Origin of the sequence: Streptomyces wedmorensis (assembly GCF_000716445.1) — a bacterium.
Classification (GTDB): Bacteria; Actinomycetota; Actinomycetes; order Streptomycetales; family Streptomycetaceae; genus Streptomyces; species Streptomyces wedmorensis.
Map to the genome: position 1 here is coordinate 25,050 of NZ_JNWK01000014.1, position 16,591 is coordinate 41,640.

The following is a 16,591-nucleotide window of genomic DNA, read 5'->3' on the forward strand; positions in this document are numbered from 1 at the left end:
GCGCTCCGACGAATGCTGCAATGGGTTCGGTACCGGCTCCGGTCACGCCCGCCGAGATGCGACGGGGACGGGGGTTGGGCTCGGTCAGTCCTCCCAACAGTGTGTGGAGCGGTGATGAGCAACGAATTCCAGGACATGGGTCCCGTCGATTACCTGGTCATCGAGTTCCCGGGCAACCGGATGACGGGCAAGGGAATGTCCCTGCTCCTCGATCTGGTCGACCGGGGCATCGTCCGCATTCTCGACTTCACGTTCGTCCGCAAGGACACCGACGGCAGCGTCATCGCGCTGGAACTGCGGGATCTCGACGCGGACGGCGAGCTGGACCTGTCCGTGTTCGAGGGCTCCTCGTCCGGACTCCTCGGGCAGGACGACCTCGACGAGGCGGGGATGGCCCTCGAACCGGGCAACTCGGCCGGTGTTCTCATCTACGAGAACCTCTGGGCCGCGCCCCTCGCCCGGGAACTGCGGCGCGGTGGTGCGCAGCTCGTGGCCGGCGGGCGCATCCCCGTACAGGCTCTTCTGGCCTCGCTGGAGGCCGCGGAGGCGGAGGGCGGCAGCGCGGCCGCCTGACGTCCCCGGACCCTCAGGACCAGGACAGCGATCCACTAGAACAACGGCCAAGGAGGAACGACATGCCAGGACTTCTCCGGGGTGTGGCGCGTACGGCAGTGGTGGCAGGGACGGCGACCGCCGTCTCCAACAGGGTCTCGCGACGCCAGGCGGGCCGTTGGGCCCAGCAGGAACCGGCCCCGGCCGAGCAGTACGCGCCGCCGCCGGCCGCGGCGCCCGCCCCTGCCGCACCGGCACCCGACATGAGCAGCAAGATCGAGCAGCTCAAGGAACTCGGACAACTGAAGGAGCAAGGCGTACTGACCGAGGAGGAGTTCGCGGTGCAGAAGAACAAGATCCTCAACTCCTGACCGGCCGACGCGGTGCTGTGGCGGGTGGTGCTCACCGCGGCCCGTCGTGGCGTCGGTCGTGGGGTACGAGGGCGACCGGCGCGCGGCTGTGGTGCAGCACCGCGTGGGCCACGCTGCCGATGTGCGCGCCCAGGGTCGAACGCCGGGTGCGCCGGCCGACCACCACGAGGGACGCGTCGCCGGAGGCCGCCAGCAGTTCCGCTCCGGCCGAGCCGGTCCGTACACGGCCCACCACCGTCACCTCGGGGTACTTCGCCCGCCACGGCGTGAGGAGCTCGTCGAGCGACCGCTCGATCTCGGGCGCGACGGCGAGCCGGATGTCCGGCACCATCGCGGGGCCGAGGCCCGCGAAGAGCGGCAGCTGCAGGGCGAACACGGCGTGCAGCCGCGCATGTCGCCGATCGGCCTCCTCGAACGCGAACCCCAGGACCGAGTCGGCGGCCTGCCGCACGTCCACGCCCACCGCCACCGGTCCCTGCGGAGCGGTCGCGCCGTGTGCCCGTACGAGAACGACGGGCCGGTCGACCGCACCGGCGACCGTCAGACCGGTCGAACCGAGCAGATAGCCGGCCATGCTGCCGAGCGCACGCGAGCCGAGCACCAGCAGGTCGCCCTCCTCGCCCGCGGCGACCAGGGCCGGAACGGGCCCGGAGGCCGCCGACAGCCGGGTGGTGACCGAGAGGCCGGGATGCCGCGCGCGCAGACCGGCGGCCGTACGGGCGAGCAGGTCCTCGGCCCATGACTCGTCGGGTTCCCGGGCGACGAGCGGCAGCATGACGTCCGGCGAGGGCTCCTTCGCGTGCACCAGCCGTACCCCGGTGCCCCGCAGCACGGCCTCGTCCGCCGCCCACTCGGCGGCGGCGCGCGCCTGCTCCGTGCCGTCCACGCCGACCACGACGCCCCGTGTCATGACCGCCCACCTCCCGGTGAGACGGCGTCCTTCTCGTACGTGAGCCGGGTGCGGGAGAGCGAGACGCCCCCCACCAGGCGTGGTCCTGCGGCATCACCTCGAAGACGGCGCGGCATGAGCTCCTCCTTCACGGGACGGGCGGTCCCCATGGATCCACCCTGACGCACGGCCCCACCCGGCAGAAGTGCCGAACGGTCCCCTTCCGTGACCGCCGGCTCCCTGGGGGTGCGGTCGGTCCGGCCGGGTCGAAGCCGGGACCGACCGGCCCATCCCCCCGGCACCGGCACGGTGCCACTGTGGGAGGTGGCCGCTCCAGGCCGCTGCTCCCGGCGCCTGGGCGTTCCGGAGGAGGAACCATGAACAGCGGGAGTCCCGTCCGGCCGGAGCTGGGCGATCTCGTCGTGGGAGTCGACGGGTCCCCCTCCGCGCACACCGCCGCCCACTGGGCTGCCGAAGAGGCGCACCGCAGGGGCCGTTCCCTGCGTCTCGTGCACGCCGCGGACATCGACCGGCGCGCCTTCTGGTCCGACGCCGAGACGATGGAGGCGGTGCGCCGAGCGGGACACGACCTGCTGACCAGGACGACCGGTTCGGTCCACGCACGCCATCCCGACCTTCCCGTGACCAGGGAACTCAGCCGTCTGGAGCCGGTCGCGGGGCTGCGGGACGCCGCCGGCGCCCGGGGGACGATCGTGGTGGGCAGCCGGGGTCTCGGCGGCTTCTCCGCCCTCCTGCTCGGCTCCGTGGGTCTGGGCGTGGCGGCCCGGGCCGAGGTGCCCCTGATCGTCGTGCGCGGGGAGAGCGAGCGGCCCGAGGCGGGCTCGGTGACGGCGGCCGTACACGACGAGACGGACCTCGACTGGCTCCTGCTGGCCGCCGCCGAAGCCGATGCCCGCAAGGCGGCGCTGCGCATCGTGAGCGTGTGGAACGTGCTCACGCACGTGGGCAGCGTCGCCACCATGGTCGACGACCTCGACGGGATCGCCCGTCGGCGCGTGCGGGAGGTGAAGTCGCTCGCCGACCGGGTGCGCGAGCTCTACCCCCAGCTGATCGTCGCGCACCACGTGGAGACGGGTACGAGCACGCCGGGAATCCTGATCGACGCGAGCAGCCGCACCGACCTGCTGGTGATGGGCCGCAGCCGTCGACGGTTCGGCGTCGGGCCCTCCCTGGGCCGCGTCGCCCACACCCTGATCCATCACGCCCACTGCCCGGTGGAGGTCGTTCCGTCCGGCTACGCGTCGAGGGGTGAGGGGCCGTGAGCGAGGTCCTGGTCGGCATCGACCCCCGTGAACTGTCCGTCCCGGCTCTCGTCTGGGCCGCCGACGAAGCCGTTCGCAGGGCTTCCCGGCTGCGCCTGGTCGTCGCCGTCCCGCCGGTCCACGACCGGCCCCGCCACGGTGCGGTCGCCCACCAGAGCTCCTTGCGCATCCGCGCGGAGTCGGCGCTCGTCAACGCCGAGGACCTCGTGCGGGAACTGCACGAGGGGCTGTGGACCGCGACGGATCTCGCCGACGGGGCCCCCGCCACCGTGCTGCTCGACAGGACACGGGGTGCCGCACTCGCCGTGGTGGGCTCACGGCGCCTCGGCAGGGTCGCTGAAGTCCTCAGCGAGGGCTCGGTGATCGTCCCGCTGGCGGCACGCGCCGAATGCCCGGTCGTCGTGATCCGCGAACCGGAGCACACGACCGTCCATCCGCCGGTGATCGTCGTCGGCGTCGACGGCAGCGGGGACTGCCGTGCCGCCGTCTCCTTCGCCGTGGCGGAGGCGAGCCTGCGCGGGGCACGGCTCATGGCGGTCAGGGCCTGGCCCCGTCCCCTGCTGTCCCGCGGTGACGAGATCGAGGACTCCGCCGACCGTCGGCGGCTGCTCGCGGAGTCGGTCGCCGGCTGCACCGAAAGCCATCCGGACGTCGCCGTGGACCACGTGATCATCCGGGGACACCCCGTCGAGGAACTCACCCGTGTCTCCCGCGAGGCCCTCGCGGTCGTGGTCGGACGCAGGGGCCGCGGCGGGTACTCCGGCATCCGGCTCGGATCCACGGCGCGCGGACTGCTGCACCACGCCGCCTGCCCCGTGATCACCGTCCCCCTTCCCGGCGCGGGAGAGGCGGGCGGCACCCCTCCCGGGGCCGGACCCTCGCGGCACAGGAAGGACCGACAGCCTCCGAGGGGCTGACGCCTTCGGCACGTCCTGGCGATCGCAGGAAGGGGCCGAGGACCCCGTCTCTCAGGACTGTCCGCTCCCGTCGGCCGGGGGAGGGCCGCCAGGCCCCCGCGAGCGCCGGTGGTCGTCGGCGTAGGCCGAGAAGACGTGCTCGGGTGTCCCGCCGGTGCGCAGGAAGCGCTCGTCGAGCACCGTGGCCAGGTCGTCGAGAGCGGTACGCAGCACCGCCGCCGAGAGCTGGACGTCCGGGTGGCGCGCCGAGGCGGCTCGGTTCGCCAGGTCGGAGGCGTAACCGAGCTGGCAGGGCAGGGACGTGTTCTCGTCCCCGTCGTAGAAGTAGTACGACTCGGCGTACTGGAGGAAGTCGACCGTGATCGTGGACAGGGCGGAAGCGAGGCCGTCCAGGAGCGCGGCGCCGCCGTCGGAGTCGATCGCCCGCGCGGAGCTCGGGCTGCGCCGCACGTGCGAGAGCCTCAGGGCGAGGGCCCTGCGCCGGGCCAGCGCCGGGTAGACGCCGAGGATCCAGGCGACGGTGGCCGACAGCAGGACGAAGCCCACCAGGGCCTCCATCGGGGCGAGGGTGCGCAGCCACCCCGAGGTCGGCGCGATGTCGCCCAGGCCGAGGGTGGCCAGGGTGACCAGCGAGACGTACAGCGCGTCGACGGGACCGGCGTGTTCGGCGGGGTCGAGCCCCGTGGCGTAGGAGAAGTCCTCCGGCATGCGGGGCCAGTAGACGAGGCCCCAGCCGACGGCCACCGTGAGGGCCCACACGGCGACGACGGTCATCATCCCCATGGGGCCCGCGATCCCCGCCGACCGCCACCGGGTGGCGCGCAGGGCCGACAGACGCCAGACCGACCGCATCACCGTGCGGCTCAGGCCGCCGTGGCGCGTGGGGTGCCACAGCGTGTGGAACACGTCCCGGAGGATGAACAGCACCAGCGCGGCCCCCGCCAGCGTGGACAGCCATGTCATGCCGGCTCCTCGTCGGTGGTCGTCGGCCCGGACGTCCTTCGAGCATGCGCGACCGGGCAGACCTCCGCACGGGGGCCACGCGACGCCGCTGACCGCCGTCCTCCTGGGGGCTCAGGCGAAGGTGAGCACCTCGGAGACGGGCCGCCGAGGGGTGGCTGCGCCGCGGGGCCCGTAGCCGAGGCGGAGCACCATGTGGACGTAGCCGCTCGTGGAGGCTGGATCACGCGCGTCGGAGCGCAGGTCGGGCCATTCGAGGAGCTGGGACATGAGGGAGGTGGACAGGCCGTCGAGCGTGGCGCGGAGCAGCACGTGCTGCAGCGCCTGTCCGGCCTTCAACCAGTCCCTCGGGGTGTCGTCGGCCGTGCCCAGAAGTGCGAGCTGGGGGCGCCTCTCGAAGCGGGCCGAGCGGCGGTCGGCCACGCGGCGGGGCGCGTCGAAGTCCCGCACCGGGGAGGTCACGTCGTACTGGCGCGGGCCGAAGGCATACGCCGGGATTCCCTCGGAGGCGGAGCCCTCACCGCTCGCGCCGGTACGGATCCACGCGGCGACCTCCGCACGGACCGCTTCGTCCGCCGTCTCGAACAGCTCCGACGCGTGCACGAGGCCCATGACGGTGTCGGTGTGCCAGGCACCCGGCACGGCGAGTCGGCAGCCTTCCAAGAGGGCCGCGGCACGGAGGCCGTCCAGGATCTCGGCCGGGACCTGCTCCTCCGTGAAGGGGAACCGACTGGTGTGCCGCTCACGCAAGGCGGGCCGGAGCGCGGCCAGGTCCTCGTCGCCGACGGCCTGCCGGATGCGGACGTCCGCGAAGTGCCAGGGGTCCTCACGGACCGGCAGCAGCACCGGTACGGCCTCCCGGCCGTGGTGGGCGGCGGAGACGCGCATGCCGAAGAGGGCGGCGCCGCAGCCGAGGTGGAGGGCGCGGTGGTCGGGGTCCTCGCGCGGCATCTCGCGCGACGGGTCGCCGTAGAGCTCGATCACATCGGTGCCCGCCCGGTGGACGAACCTCCACGGCTGTGCGTTGTGCATCGACGGCGCGGTCACGGCGTCCTCGACGAGCGAGGCGACGAGCGGCCGGGGCAGAGGGGTGGTGGACACGGTTCGTCCCGTCTGTGAGCGCGGATTCATTCACAACCGTCGTCGGTCCGCCGGCGGCGGGCGAGGGCCGAACGGGCCACCGTGGGGCCCGACCGGTCCCGCGTCGGGGAGGGCCCCTGCGACACCCGCCGCACGGCCGGGCAGGCAGCCGCCCCTCGCGGTACGTCTCGTCCGGACCGGTGATGCGGACGATTCGAGCAGGAACGGGCCCGGCATCCGGACTACCGTGAAGGAGGGTGCGACGGGTGCCGTTCGCGCCTTCGACGCGACCGGAGGTTTCGATGGCCCGGGAGGACGCCGCGTCCGCGTCCGCGCGGCTGCCGCGCTTGAGGCTGGACGAACTGCTCGACGAGCTGCAGGCGCGGATCGACGAGGTGAGGGGAACCAGGGACCGGCTCAACGGGCTGCTCGAAGCCGTCATGTCGGTGGGCCGGGAGCTGGACCTGTCGCAGGTGCTGCGCGGCATCGTGGAGGCCGCCGTGTCCCTCGTGGACGCCGAGTACGGAGCCCTGGGCGTCATCGGTGACGACCGGAGGCTCTCCGAGTTCGTCCCCATCGGCATCGACGACGACCTGCGGGCGCGGATCGGCGCACTGCCGTCCGGGCACGGCATCCTGGGCGAGCTGATCCGCAACCCCGAGTCCCTGCGCCTCACGGAGCTGTCCGAGCACCCGGCCTCGTACGGCTTCCCACCCCACCACCCGCCGATGCACACGTTCCTCGGTGTGCCGATCCGGGTGCGCGACGAGGTGTTCGGCAACCTGTACCTCACCGAGAAGCGCGGCGGAGGAGATTTCGACGCCGAGGACGAGGCCGTGGTGACGACCCTGGCCGTCGCGGCGGGCATCGCCGTCGAGAACGCCCGGCTGTACGGCGAGGGACGACTGCGCCAGCGCTGGTTGGCCGCGAGTTCGGACATCACCAGCGCCCTCCTGTCCGGCGCGGAGGAGACGGAGGTCCTCGGCGGGATGCTGGAGCAGGCCGTGGACATCGTCGCCGCCGACATCGGGGTCTTCTACCTGGTCGGCCCGCGCGGCGAGCTGCGCGGATCGCTCGCCACCGGTGAGGGCGCCGAGACCCACCGAGGTGTGGTGCTGCCCAGCAGCGACGGCACTCTGGCCGCCGCGGCCCTCACGCAGGACGGCCTGATCACCGTCGTGGACGTCGAGAACGACCCCCGCATCACCGTGCAGCCCGAGCGCTGGAAGGGCTTCGGCCCCGCGGTCGCCGTCACGGTCGGCACGAAGGAACGGCTCAGCGGTGTGCTCATCCTCGCCCGACGCCACGGACGGCCCCGCTTCGAGGGCGCGGAGATCGTCGCCCTCCCCGGATTCGCGGGACAGGCGGCGCTCGCCCTCGAACTCGCCGAGCGCCGCCGTGACGCCGAACAGGTGAGCCTCCTCGAGGACCGTGACCGGATCGCCCGCGACCTGCACGATCTCGCCATCCAGCGACTCTTCGCCACCGGCATGACGTTGCAGAGCGCCCGCCGGTTCGTCGTGCACCCGGAGGCCGCCGACCGGCTGACCCGGGCGATCGACGACCTGGACGCCACCATCAAGATCATCAGGTCGACCATCTTCGGCCTCCGCGAGCACGAGGCGCCCGGCTCCGCACCGAAACTCAGGAACCGCGTCGTCAAAGCGGTGGACCAGGCCGTCGCGACGCTCGGGTTCGCCCCGGCCCTGCGCATGGAGGGCCTCCTCGACACCGACGTGCCGGCGGCGGCGGCCGAGGAGGTCGTCGCGGTCATCGGCGAGGCGCTCACCAACGTGGCCCGGCACGCCCTGGCCCGCCACACGGAGGTCGCGGTCGTCGCCGAGGACGGCGTCCTCGCGGTCACGGTGAGCGACGACGGGGTCGGCGTTCCCCCGGGCAGCGCCCGCAGCGGACTGCGCAACCTCGCCGAGCGGGCCGAGCGCTGGGGCGGGGAGCTGTCGGTTCGCGCGCGGCCGGACGGCGCGGGCGGCACCGTACTCGAATGGCGCGTCCCGCTGCCGTCCGACCGGGAGTGAGAGGGCTACCTCCCCCGGCTTCGTGCTCGTGCACCCGCGCGGCGATGACGGCCGCCTGGACCCGACGCTCCACACCCAGCTTGGCGAGCAGCCGTGAGATGTGGTTCTTGACGGTCTTCTCCGAGAGGTACAGCCTTTCGGCGATCTGCCGGTTCGTGAAGCCCTCTCCGATCAGCTCCAGCACGGACCGCTCCCGCTCGGAGAGCGCCGCGAGGCGTTCGTCCTCCGGCGGTCCAGCCGCCTCCGGGGTCCGCAGCGAACGCATCAGCCGGGCGGTGGCGGCCGGGTCGAGCATCGACTGCCCGGTGGCCACCGTCCGTACCGCCGAGACCAGATCGGCGCCCTTGATCTGCTTGAGGACGTGCCCCGCCGCCCCCGCCATGATCGCGTCGAGGAGCGCGTCCTCGTCGTCGAACGACGTCAGCATCAGGCACGCGATCCCGGGCATCCGCGTCCGCAGCTCCCTGCACACGGCGATCCCGTCGCCGTCGGGAAGCGGCGCGTCGAGAACGGCCACATCGGGCCGCAGCGCCGCCCCCTGGCCAGCGCCTGGTCCGCCGTGGACGCCTCCCCGACGACCTCCTCCATGGCCCGGACCGCCTCTTGCTCCTCGCCTTCCCGCGGAGCGCGGCTCAGGCCCGCTCCGGCGTCCTCACCCGGACGGCTTCAGACGGCCGCGTCCTCGCCGGGGCCGGGTGCGTGCACGTCCTGGATTCGGCCCAGGCGCACCGATCGCGTGCGTTCGCCCGTCCGCAGTCGAAGCGCGAGTGCGGCACGTCCGGAGCACGACGGAGACGAGTCGCCATGACACGTCGCCCCAACATCCTTCTGGTCGTCACCGACGAGGAGCGCGCGGCGGTCCCGTCGGGGCGCGGGACCGCCCGACGGGCATTCGCTCCCGGCACGCGAGCGGCTCGGTGAGCGCGGAACGACCTTCGAACGGTTCTACTCGGCGTCGGCGATGTGCAGCTCCGCCCGTTCCGTGCTCTACGGCGGGCAGCACCTGCCGGTGACGGAGATCTACGACAACGACAACATGCCGTACATCCGGCCGCTCGATCCGACTGGAGATCGACCCCGTGATCGCAGGGCAGGCCGTACGGTGGCTGCGCGACCGGGCGTCCGTGGTGGCGGAGGACCAGCCGTGGTTCACGGCCGTCGACTTCGTCAACCCGCACGACATCATGAGCTTCGACTGCGGCGGCCGTGCGCAGGTCGAGTTGCCGTTCGGGCTCGCCCACGCGGTGGTCGCCGAGGCCGCGGCGGACATCCCGGTGTACCGGAAGCGCTGGGACTTCGACCTGCCCGCGAGCCTGCACGACGACCTGTCCGGCGCGGCGCCGGCCGTCGCCGAGTACGCGCGGATGCTCGACACCGTCTTCGGGCCCGTGGCCGACGAGGCGCACTGGTACGACGGCCTGAACTTCTACCTCAACGCGCTTCGAGACGTCGACCGCGGCGTGGAACTCGTCCTCGACGCGCGCGAAGCGTCCGGCCAGGCCGACCGCACCGTCGTCGTCTTCACCACCGACCACCGCGATTCCGCCCTGATCGGCAAGACGCCTCCTAGATCCGGGACGGCCCCGGTGGGGTGCGCAGGCGGTCGAGGAGTGCCGCTTCGGCGGCTTCGGAGCGCGGGTCGTGCCAGGGGCCGAGGGGGACGGCGCGCAGGTGGCGGCCCTGCGGGTCGAGGAGGTGGCCGCCCAGTTTGATCGGCCAGAGGGTCAGCGCCCGGTCCGCGACGGCGAGTTCGGGGAAGCGCTCGGTGAGGCGTGACTCGAAGGAGGCGATGTCGTCGACCGAGCGCAGCCAGGCGGCGAGCAGCAGGTTGTGCGGGCCGGAGAGGGACGCGCAGAGGCGGATCTCGCGCAGGGCGCCGATCCGTTCGGCGAGGTACCGGGCCCGGCTTTGCGGTACGGCGGCCCACATCGACACCGAGACCGGCCAGCCGGAGAGGGTCCGGGCCACCTCGCAGCGGTAGACGAGGGAGTGCTCGGCGTCGAGCCGGTCGAGCCGGCGGCGGACGGTGGTGGGGCTGAGGCCGGTGCGCTCGGCGAGCCGCGCGGCGGGCTGCCGGGGGTCCTCGCTGAGTGCTTGTACGAGTTCAAGGTCCCGGCCCCGGAGCAGCTTGCCGCCCTGCGGTCCGGGCCCGGCGGTCGTCGCTGGTGCGAGTCGTCGGCGCTGGTCCTCGGTGAGCCGGTCGAGGCGCCATCGGCTCCCCTCGGTGTGGAGGGCGGTGGCGACCTGGGTGCGTGAGGAGACCACCCCGGCGAGGGCTCCGAGGCGGAAGCCGACGTAGCGGGCGAGTTCGGCCTGGTCGGTGAAGACGGCGGTCACGAGCAGGTCCCGGCCGCCGCTGACGTGTTCGAGGGTGAACACGTGAGGATCCTCGGCGATCTCGGCGGCGACCTCGGGGAGCCGGCCGGCCGCGCAGTCGACCTCGATGAAGGCGACGACCGAGGGCGCGTGGGCGTGCGCCGCCGGATGGACGCTGATCCACGCGTGGCCGGCCCGCGTCAGCCGCGCCCACCGGCGTCCGACGGTCGACGCGTCGAGGCCGAGGGCGTCGCCGATCGTCTGCCAGTCCGCTCGGGGGGCGATCTGGAGCGCGGTGACGAGGAGGTAGTCGAGTTCGTCGAGCACGGCCGCTTCTCACCTTCCGTGGTTCGGCTGTTTCCTGCAAACGATCAGCCCTATCCGGTGGATCCCTGCGCCTGGGTGGCGGTGACCGGGGGGATCGGCACTATACCCGCCATGTTCAAGCACAGCGACGTCCTCGTCCTCGAAGACTCCCTCATCCGGCTGCGTCACGACCTGCATCGCGAACCCGAGCTGGGCCTCGACCTGCCGCTCACCCAGCGGAAGGTCCTCGACGCGCTCGACGGTCTGCCGCTGGAGATCACGCGGGGGAAGCGCCTCAGCTCGGTGACCGCGGTGCTGCGCGGTGGCCGGCCCGGCCCCGCGGTCCTGCTGCGCGGGGACATGGACGCCCTGCCCGTCCAGGAGGACAGCGGCGTCCCGTACGGCTCGGAGGTCCCCGGTCGGATGCACGCGTGCGGGCACGATCTGCACACCGCGGCTCTCGTCGGTGCGGCGCGGCTGCTCGCCGCGCGGAGGGACGAGCTCGAGGGCGATGTCGTCCTCATGTTCCAGCCGGGGGAGGAGGGCATGGGCGGTGCCGCCCTGATGATCGAGGAAGGGGTCCTCGACGCCGCCGGAAGCCGGGTCGTGGCGGCGTACGCGCTCCACGTGACCTCGACGCTGCTCCCCACCGGTTTCGCGGCCGTCCGCCCGGGCCCGATGCTGGCGGCCTCCGACGCGGTCACGGTCCGGGTCTGCGGTTCGGGAGGCCACGGTTCGTCGCCGCACTCCGCGAAGGACCCGGTGCCGGCCGTGTGCGAGATGGTCACGGCCCTGCAGACGATGGTCACCCGCACCGTGGACGTCTTCGACCCGGCGGTGGTGACGGTCGGTTCGCTGCACGCCGGCTCCGCGGGCAACGTGATCCCCGAGCACGCCGAGTTCGAGGCGACCGTACGATCCTTCTCCGTCGAGACCCAGGCCCGGGTCAGGGCCGGGATCGAGCGGACGGTCCGCGGCGTCGCCGCCGCGCACGGCGTCGACGCCGAGATCGACTACCGGGAGAACTATCCGGTCACGGTCAACGACCCGGACGAGGCCGCCTTCGCCCTCCGCACCGCCCGGGAACTCCTGGGCTCGGACCACGCCTTCGAGGCGCCGCGCCCGCTGACCGGGGCGGAGGACTTCTCCTTCGTACTGCGCGAGGTGCCCGGCGCGTACCTCGGCATCGGCGCCTGCCCACCGGACCGCGACCCGGCCACCGCCCCCATGAACCACTCGCCCCGAGCCGTCTTCGACGACCGCGCCGTCCTCGACGCGGCCGTCCTGCTCGCCGACCTCGCCGCCCGCCGCCTTCAGGGAACCACCGAGGAGCGCCCGTGAGACCGACCGGTTCCCTTCCTCCCGCGCCCCCGACCGCCGTGGCGCCGGAGCGTCCCGCGTCCGTGGGCGCCGTCGTCGGCCTCCTGGTCCTCTTCGAGCTGACGAGCGGCTTCCTCCAGGGCGGGATCGCTCCGCTGCTGCCGGAGATCGGGCGTGAGCTCGGCATCCCCGACGCCGAGCTGACCTGGGTGATCTCCGCGCAGCTGCTCGCCGCCGCCGTGTCCGTACCGGTCCTCGGCCGACTGGGCGACCTCTACGGGCACCGGAAGGTGCTGCGCGGCGCGCTCGTCTGCGTCGCCGCCGGCACCCTGCTCGTGGCGCTCGCCCCGTCCCTCCCGGTGCTGCTCGCGGGCAGGGTGCTGATGGGGCCGCTGGCCGCGCTGCTGCCCCTGGAGATCGCGCTCGTCCGCGACCGGCTGCCGCTGGACCCGGCCCGCTCCGCGATCGCGCGGCTCGTCGGGGCGCTCGCCCTCGGAACCCTGCTGGGCGGGGTCGTCATGGGCGCGGTCCACGAGGCCACCGGGGACGTACGGACCACGCTCCTCGTGCCGGCCGTGCTCGCCGTACTCTGCGTCCCCGTCTCCTTCCTGGTCATCCCGGAGTCCGCGCGCACGGGCGGCGGCCGGCTCGACTGGCCGGGGGCGGCGCTTCTGAGCCTGACCATGGTGCTGCTCCTCTCCGGTGTCTCCGCCGCGAAGGACGCCGGCTGGCTGTCCGGGGCGGTGCTCGGCCAGCTGCTCCTCGCGGTGCTCCTCGGCAGTGCCTGGGTGGTGGTCGAACTGCGCACGGCGGAGCCGCTGGTGGACGTCCGAGCGCTGGCCGACCGCAGGGTCGCGCCGTTCTTCCTGTGCGCCGTCGCCTTCGGAGTGGTGTACTTCGGCAGCCTGTCGCCGGACGCCACGTTCCTGGCCGCAGACCCGGGCCGTACCGGGTACGGCTTCGGGCTCTCGGCCCTGGAGATCTCCCTCGTGGCCCTGCCCGCGGCCGTGACGGCGGTCGTCACCTCCTCGCTCACGGCGCGCATCGCGGGACGTCTCGGCTACGTTCCGGCGCTGGCCCTCGCCTTCGCCCTGATCGGCGCGAGCTTCCTCGTCACGGCCGTCCTGCACGCCGAGGTGTGGCAGCTGGTGGCCGCCAAGGTGCTCGCGGGACTCGGGATGGGGGTGGCGCTCGGCGCACTGCCCACCGTGATCGCGGAGAGCAGCGACCCCTCCCGTACCGGTGTGACCACCGCCCTGTACAACAACGCCAAGACGCTCGGCGGCGCGGTCGCGGGCGGAGTGATCGTCACCCTGCTGGCCGCGTCGGCGGGGCCCGGCCCCGGCGACGGGACGCCGGCGGAGTCGGGCTACGTGACGGTCTGGCTGCTGTGCGCCGTCCTCGCCTTCGGCGCGGCGGCGGTCACGGTCGTGGCCCGGCGGGCGGGACGCGACTGACGGGACGGCGCACGGCGGAGAAGCGCGCCGTGCGCCACGGCCCTGTCCTTGAGACGCCCAGGCCGCCGCGGCCGGCAGCCACACCTCCACGGCCCCGGTACGGCCCCTGTTCCGAGCGGCTCCCTACGACCGAGCCCGCTCTTCCGACGCCTCCCGCTCCCGCGCCACGGAATCGGCCGGTACGGCCCCGGTCCTGCCGCCGCGCCCGGCGGCGACGGCCGTGAGGCCTGCCGCCAGCGACACGAGACCGCCGGCCGCGAACCCCCACCGCACGCCCCAGTGCTCGGCGAGCGAGCCCACGAGCAGGGCTCCCAGCGGCGTCGACCCCTGGAGGATGAGGGTGTACAGGGCGAGGACCCGGCCGCGCAGCTCGGGGGGAACGCCCAGTTGGACGCGGTGGTTGGCGGCCTGGGCGAAGTAGATCGCGGCGCCGCCGGTGAGGAACAGCAGGACCATGGACGGCCCGTACGACGACACGACGCCCACCGCGGTCTCCAGTACGCCGAAGCCGATGGCGGCGCCCGCCACCAGTCCGGCCGACGGACGGCCCCGTCGCATGGTCGTCATCAGTGCCGCGACGAGAGACCCGGCCGCGAACACGGCGGTCACCACGCCGAACGTCGAGGCGTCGGCGTGATGCACCTGCGCCGCCAGCAGCGGAAGGGTCAACTGGAAGTTGAGACCGAACAGTCCCACCACCGCCACCAGCACCAGTGGCACCGCCAGATCGAATCGGCCCGCCGCTTTCAAGCCGTCCCACACCCGCACCCGGTCACCGCGCCGCGGTGCCCTCGCGGAGCCGCCCCGCATCAGGCGCAGCGCGACGACGGTGGCCGTGTAGCTCGCCGCGTTCACCAGCATCACCCAGCCGACACCGGCCGCCGAGATGAAGAGACCTGCCAGGGCGGGGCCCACGACCCGGGCGACGTTGAAGTACGCGGCGCTGAGCGCCGAGGCGTTGGGCAGCAGGTCCGACCCCACGAGTTCCCCGACGAAGGCCATCCGCGTCGGCACCTCGACCGAGTTCACCACGCCCAGGACACTCGCGAACACGTACACGTGCCACAGCCGGACCTCACCGGACAGCACCAGCACCGCCAAGGCCAGCGAGACCACGCTCGACAGCACGTTCACGACCGTCAGCAGGGCCCGCTTGTCATACCGGTCCGCGAGTCGCCCCCCGTACAGCGTGAACAGCAGCAGGGGCGCGAACTGCAGCGCCGTCACCGTACCCAGCGCGCTCGCCGAGCCGGCCGTCAGTCCGAGCACGAGCCAGTCCTGCGCGACGACCATCATCCACGTACCGGCGACCGACACGATCTGGCCGAGGACGAACAACCGGAAGTCCCTCACCCGCAAGGCACGGAAGACCCCGCCGCCCGCGCTCGCGGTTCCGGTACGCCCGGCGAACGCGAACCGCCCGGGAACCCGCACGCGCCCGCGCCCCTCCACGCCGCCACCGGCCCCCCAGCCACCCACCGGATCCCTCACCCTCCTCGGCATCCGCGTCACCGCGGACCGGCCGACGCGAGATGTACCCGGAGGCTACGGACCTCGGGTCGGGCGCCGGTCGAGCCGCCGCGCACACGGCGAGGCGGCGCCTCCCACACCTCCGGCCCGGGGAACGCGATCAGTCGATGCAGAACTCGTTTCCCTCGATGTCGAGCATCGGGATGCACGCGTCATTGCCGTCGTACAGCGTGCGCACGTGCACCGCGCCGAGAGGGACCAGTCGCGCGCGTTCGGCCTCAAGAGCGGCGAGGCGCTCCTCGCCCACGAGCCCGGTGCCCACGCGCACGTCGAGATGCAGCCGGTTCTTGGCGGCCTTTCCTTCGGGGACGCGCTGGAAGTACAGGCGCGGGCCCACACCCGAAGGATCGACGCAGGCGAACCACGCATCCCGCTCCTCCGGCGGCTGCGAAACCCTGTACTCGTCCCACGTGTCGAACCCCGCCGGCGGCGGCGGTACGACGTACCCCAACACCTCGCACCAGAAGCGAGCGAGACGCTCGGGTTCCGCGCAGTCGAAGGTGACTTGGAACTTCCTGATCGCTGACATCGGCGCACCATATCAACGGGTCTCCGCGGCACCCTCCCCATTTTCTCCAGGGCGCTCCGACCGCACTTGGCAGGGGCACGGCCGCTGCCGATCGCCCCTGTCCGGGGGCCTCAGCCGCTAGCCGGGGGTTCCGGAAGCCAGTCGCGTGTCGGGTCGTACTCGAGCCAGCGGCTGCGCCCCGCTTCCTCCGCGCAGGCGGCGGCGAGGCCGGCCAGCCCCGGGTGTCCGTCCCCGCTGCGCCACAGCAGTGACCAGGCGTACAGGGGAGTGGGGTCGACCAGGGGGACGGAGCGCAGGCCGGGGACTTCCGGCAGGGGCACGTCGGCGGGCACGAGTGAGAAGCGCCGCGGGTCTTCCGCCACCTCGGCGAGGAAGTGGGCGAGCCCCAGGTTGACGCTCGTGGCCGTGTTCCGGATGGCGAATCGGTCGGCGAACCGGCCGAGGAAGTCGAGCCGGTCCAGGGTGCCGGGGGCCCACAGGGTACTGTCGCGCAACTGGTCGGGCCGCAGGGCCGGTTCGGCTGCGAGCGGGTGACGGGTGCTCAGTACGGCGTCCATCGGTTCGAGGCGGACGAGGCGGTGCGCCAGCCCGGCGGGCAGCGGGGGGTGGACTCGGCCGAAAGCCGCGTCGATGTCACCGCGCAGCAGTGCGGCCGTCACCGACGGCAGGTCGCGCCCGTGCCCCAGCGCCAGTTCCCCGGCTCGTCCGGCGACTTGGGCGAGTGTCCGCATCGGCGCGTAGAGGTGCCCCCAGACGTCCACCCGCAGCGGATGTTCCCGCCCCGAGACCGCGGCGACCGCGGCGTCGGCGGCGGCCACGGCCTGCCGGGCCGGTGGGAGGAAACGCCGTCCGGCCTCGGTGAGGCTCACCCCGTTGCCACCGCGCTGAAAGAGCTCGGTGCCGAGCAGGGATTCCAGCCGCGCGATCCGCTTCGACAGCGCCTGCTGGGAGATCGCGAGTGTCCCGGCCGCCCGGCCGAAGTGCAGTTCCTCGGCGGTGCGAACGAACGCGCGTACCTGCGCCACGTCGAGATCCATGGCTCTCA

The 16,591-nt window shown here is 73.2% G+C and carries 14 protein-coding genes and 2 pseudogenes; 8 read left to right on the forward strand and 8 right to left on the reverse strand.

Annotated elements, in window-relative coordinates; genetic code table 11:
* The first annotated feature begins 114 nt into the window (after window positions 1-114).
* Both OO54_RS13705 and OO54_RS13710 read left to right on the forward strand, forming a co-directional pair.
* A complete protein-coding gene (locus tag OO54_RS13705) occupies window positions 115-573 on the forward strand; it encodes a DUF6325 family protein (RefSeq protein WP_200146583.1) in 459 nt (152 codons plus the stop codon).
* Window positions 574-635: 62 nt separating this feature from the next.
* On the forward strand, window positions 636-923 hold the full coding sequence (locus tag OO54_RS13710) for an SHOCT domain-containing protein (protein ID WP_033203140.1): 288 nt from the start codon (window positions 636-638) through the stop codon (window positions 921-923).
* A gap of 31 nt (window positions 924-954) precedes the next feature.
* On the opposite strand, the gene OO54_RS13715 is transcribed toward OO54_RS13710, so the two are convergent.
* On the reverse strand, window positions 955-1,833 hold the full coding sequence (locus OO54_RS13715; RefSeq protein ID WP_033203141.1) for a universal stress protein: 879 nt from the start codon (window positions 1,831-1,833) through the stop codon (window positions 955-957).
* A gap of 356 nt (window positions 1,834-2,189) precedes the next feature.
* On the opposite strand from OO54_RS13715, the gene OO54_RS13720 reads away from it, so the two are divergent.
* The gene (locus OO54_RS13720; protein WP_051786926.1) at window positions 2,190-3,095 is read left to right on the forward strand and encodes a universal stress protein; all 906 of its coding nucleotides are present in this window, start codon (window positions 2,190-2,192) and stop codon (window positions 3,093-3,095) included.
* Window positions 3,092-4,012, forward strand: a complete 921-nt coding sequence (locus tag OO54_RS13725; protein ID WP_063738280.1) for a universal stress protein — start codon at window positions 3,092-3,094, stop codon at window positions 4,010-4,012. Before OO54_RS13720 ends, OO54_RS13725 begins: the two co-directional genes overlap by 4 nt.
* Window positions 4,013-4,063: 51 nt before the next feature.
* Here OO54_RS13725 and OO54_RS13730 read toward each other — a convergent pair whose 3' ends face one another.
* Together OO54_RS13730 and OO54_RS13735 are read right to left on the reverse strand one after the other, a co-directional pair.
* Complete coding sequence (locus tag OO54_RS13730) at window positions 4,064-4,975, reverse strand: potassium channel family protein (RefSeq protein ID WP_051786927.1); 912 nt, start codon at window positions 4,973-4,975, stop codon at window positions 4,064-4,066.
* A 111-nt stretch (window positions 4,976-5,086) separates the two neighbouring features.
* Window positions 5,087-6,073: an Acg family FMN-binding oxidoreductase gene (locus OO54_RS13735; protein WP_033203142.1), complete on the reverse strand. Its 987-nt coding sequence runs from the start codon at window positions 6,071-6,073 to the stop codon at window positions 5,087-5,089.
* Between the two features lie 281 nt (window positions 6,074-6,354).
* Between OO54_RS13735 and OO54_RS13740 the strand changes: the two genes are divergently transcribed.
* Window positions 6,355-8,088, forward strand: a complete 1,734-nt coding sequence (locus tag OO54_RS13740) for a sensor histidine kinase (RefSeq protein WP_033203143.1) — start codon at window positions 6,355-6,357, stop codon at window positions 8,086-8,088.
* Between the two features lie 10 nt (window positions 8,089-8,098).
* Here OO54_RS13740 and OO54_RS43565 read toward each other — a convergent pair.
* Window positions 8,099-8,670, reverse strand: a pseudogene (locus tag OO54_RS43565) (LuxR C-terminal-related transcriptional regulator); the annotation flags it as partial.
* Between the two features lie 545 nt (window positions 8,671-9,215).
* Here OO54_RS43565 and OO54_RS47360 point away from each other — a divergent pair.
* Window positions 9,216-9,629 (forward strand): annotated as a pseudogene (locus tag OO54_RS47360) (sulfatase-like hydrolase/transferase); the annotation flags it as partial.
* 25 nt (window positions 9,630-9,654) lie between these two features.
* On the opposite strand, the gene OO54_RS13745 reads toward OO54_RS47360, so the two are convergent.
* Window positions 9,655-10,731, reverse strand: coding sequence for an Lrp/AsnC family transcriptional regulator (locus OO54_RS13745; RefSeq protein WP_033203144.1), 1,077 nt, complete (start codon window positions 10,729-10,731; stop codon window positions 9,655-9,657).
* Between the two features lie 111 nt (window positions 10,732-10,842).
* Here OO54_RS13745 and OO54_RS13750 point away from each other — a divergent pair, with 111 nt between their 5' ends.
* Both OO54_RS13750 and OO54_RS13755 read left to right on the forward strand, forming a co-directional pair.
* Entirely contained in the window at window positions 10,843-12,051 is a 1,209-nt protein-coding gene (locus OO54_RS13750) for a M20 metallopeptidase family protein (protein ID WP_033203145.1), read from the forward strand.
* Window positions 12,048-13,487, forward strand: a complete 1,440-nt coding sequence (locus OO54_RS13755) for an MFS transporter (RefSeq protein WP_033203146.1) — start codon at window positions 12,048-12,050, stop codon at window positions 13,485-13,487. The genes OO54_RS13750 and OO54_RS13755 overlap by 4 nt, the downstream gene beginning before the upstream one ends.
* Window positions 13,488-13,610: 123 nt before the next feature.
* Here the strand turns inward: OO54_RS13755 and OO54_RS13760 are convergent, their stop codons facing one another.
* From OO54_RS13760 to OO54_RS13770, 3 genes are all read right to left on the reverse strand, one after another.
* Entirely contained in the window at window positions 13,611-14,921 is a 1,311-nt protein-coding gene (locus tag OO54_RS13760) for an MFS transporter (RefSeq protein ID WP_234439229.1), read from the reverse strand.
* A 196-nt stretch (window positions 14,922-15,117) separates the two neighbouring features.
* A complete protein-coding gene (locus OO54_RS13765; protein ID WP_033203147.1) occupies window positions 15,118-15,546 on the reverse strand; it encodes a VOC family protein in 429 nt (142 codons plus the stop codon).
* 110 nt (window positions 15,547-15,656) lie between these two features.
* Window positions 15,657-16,583, reverse strand: coding sequence for a LysR family transcriptional regulator (locus OO54_RS13770; RefSeq protein WP_033203148.1), 927 nt, complete (start codon window positions 16,581-16,583; stop codon window positions 15,657-15,659).
* Between the last annotated feature and the right edge of the window lie 8 nt (window positions 16,584-16,591).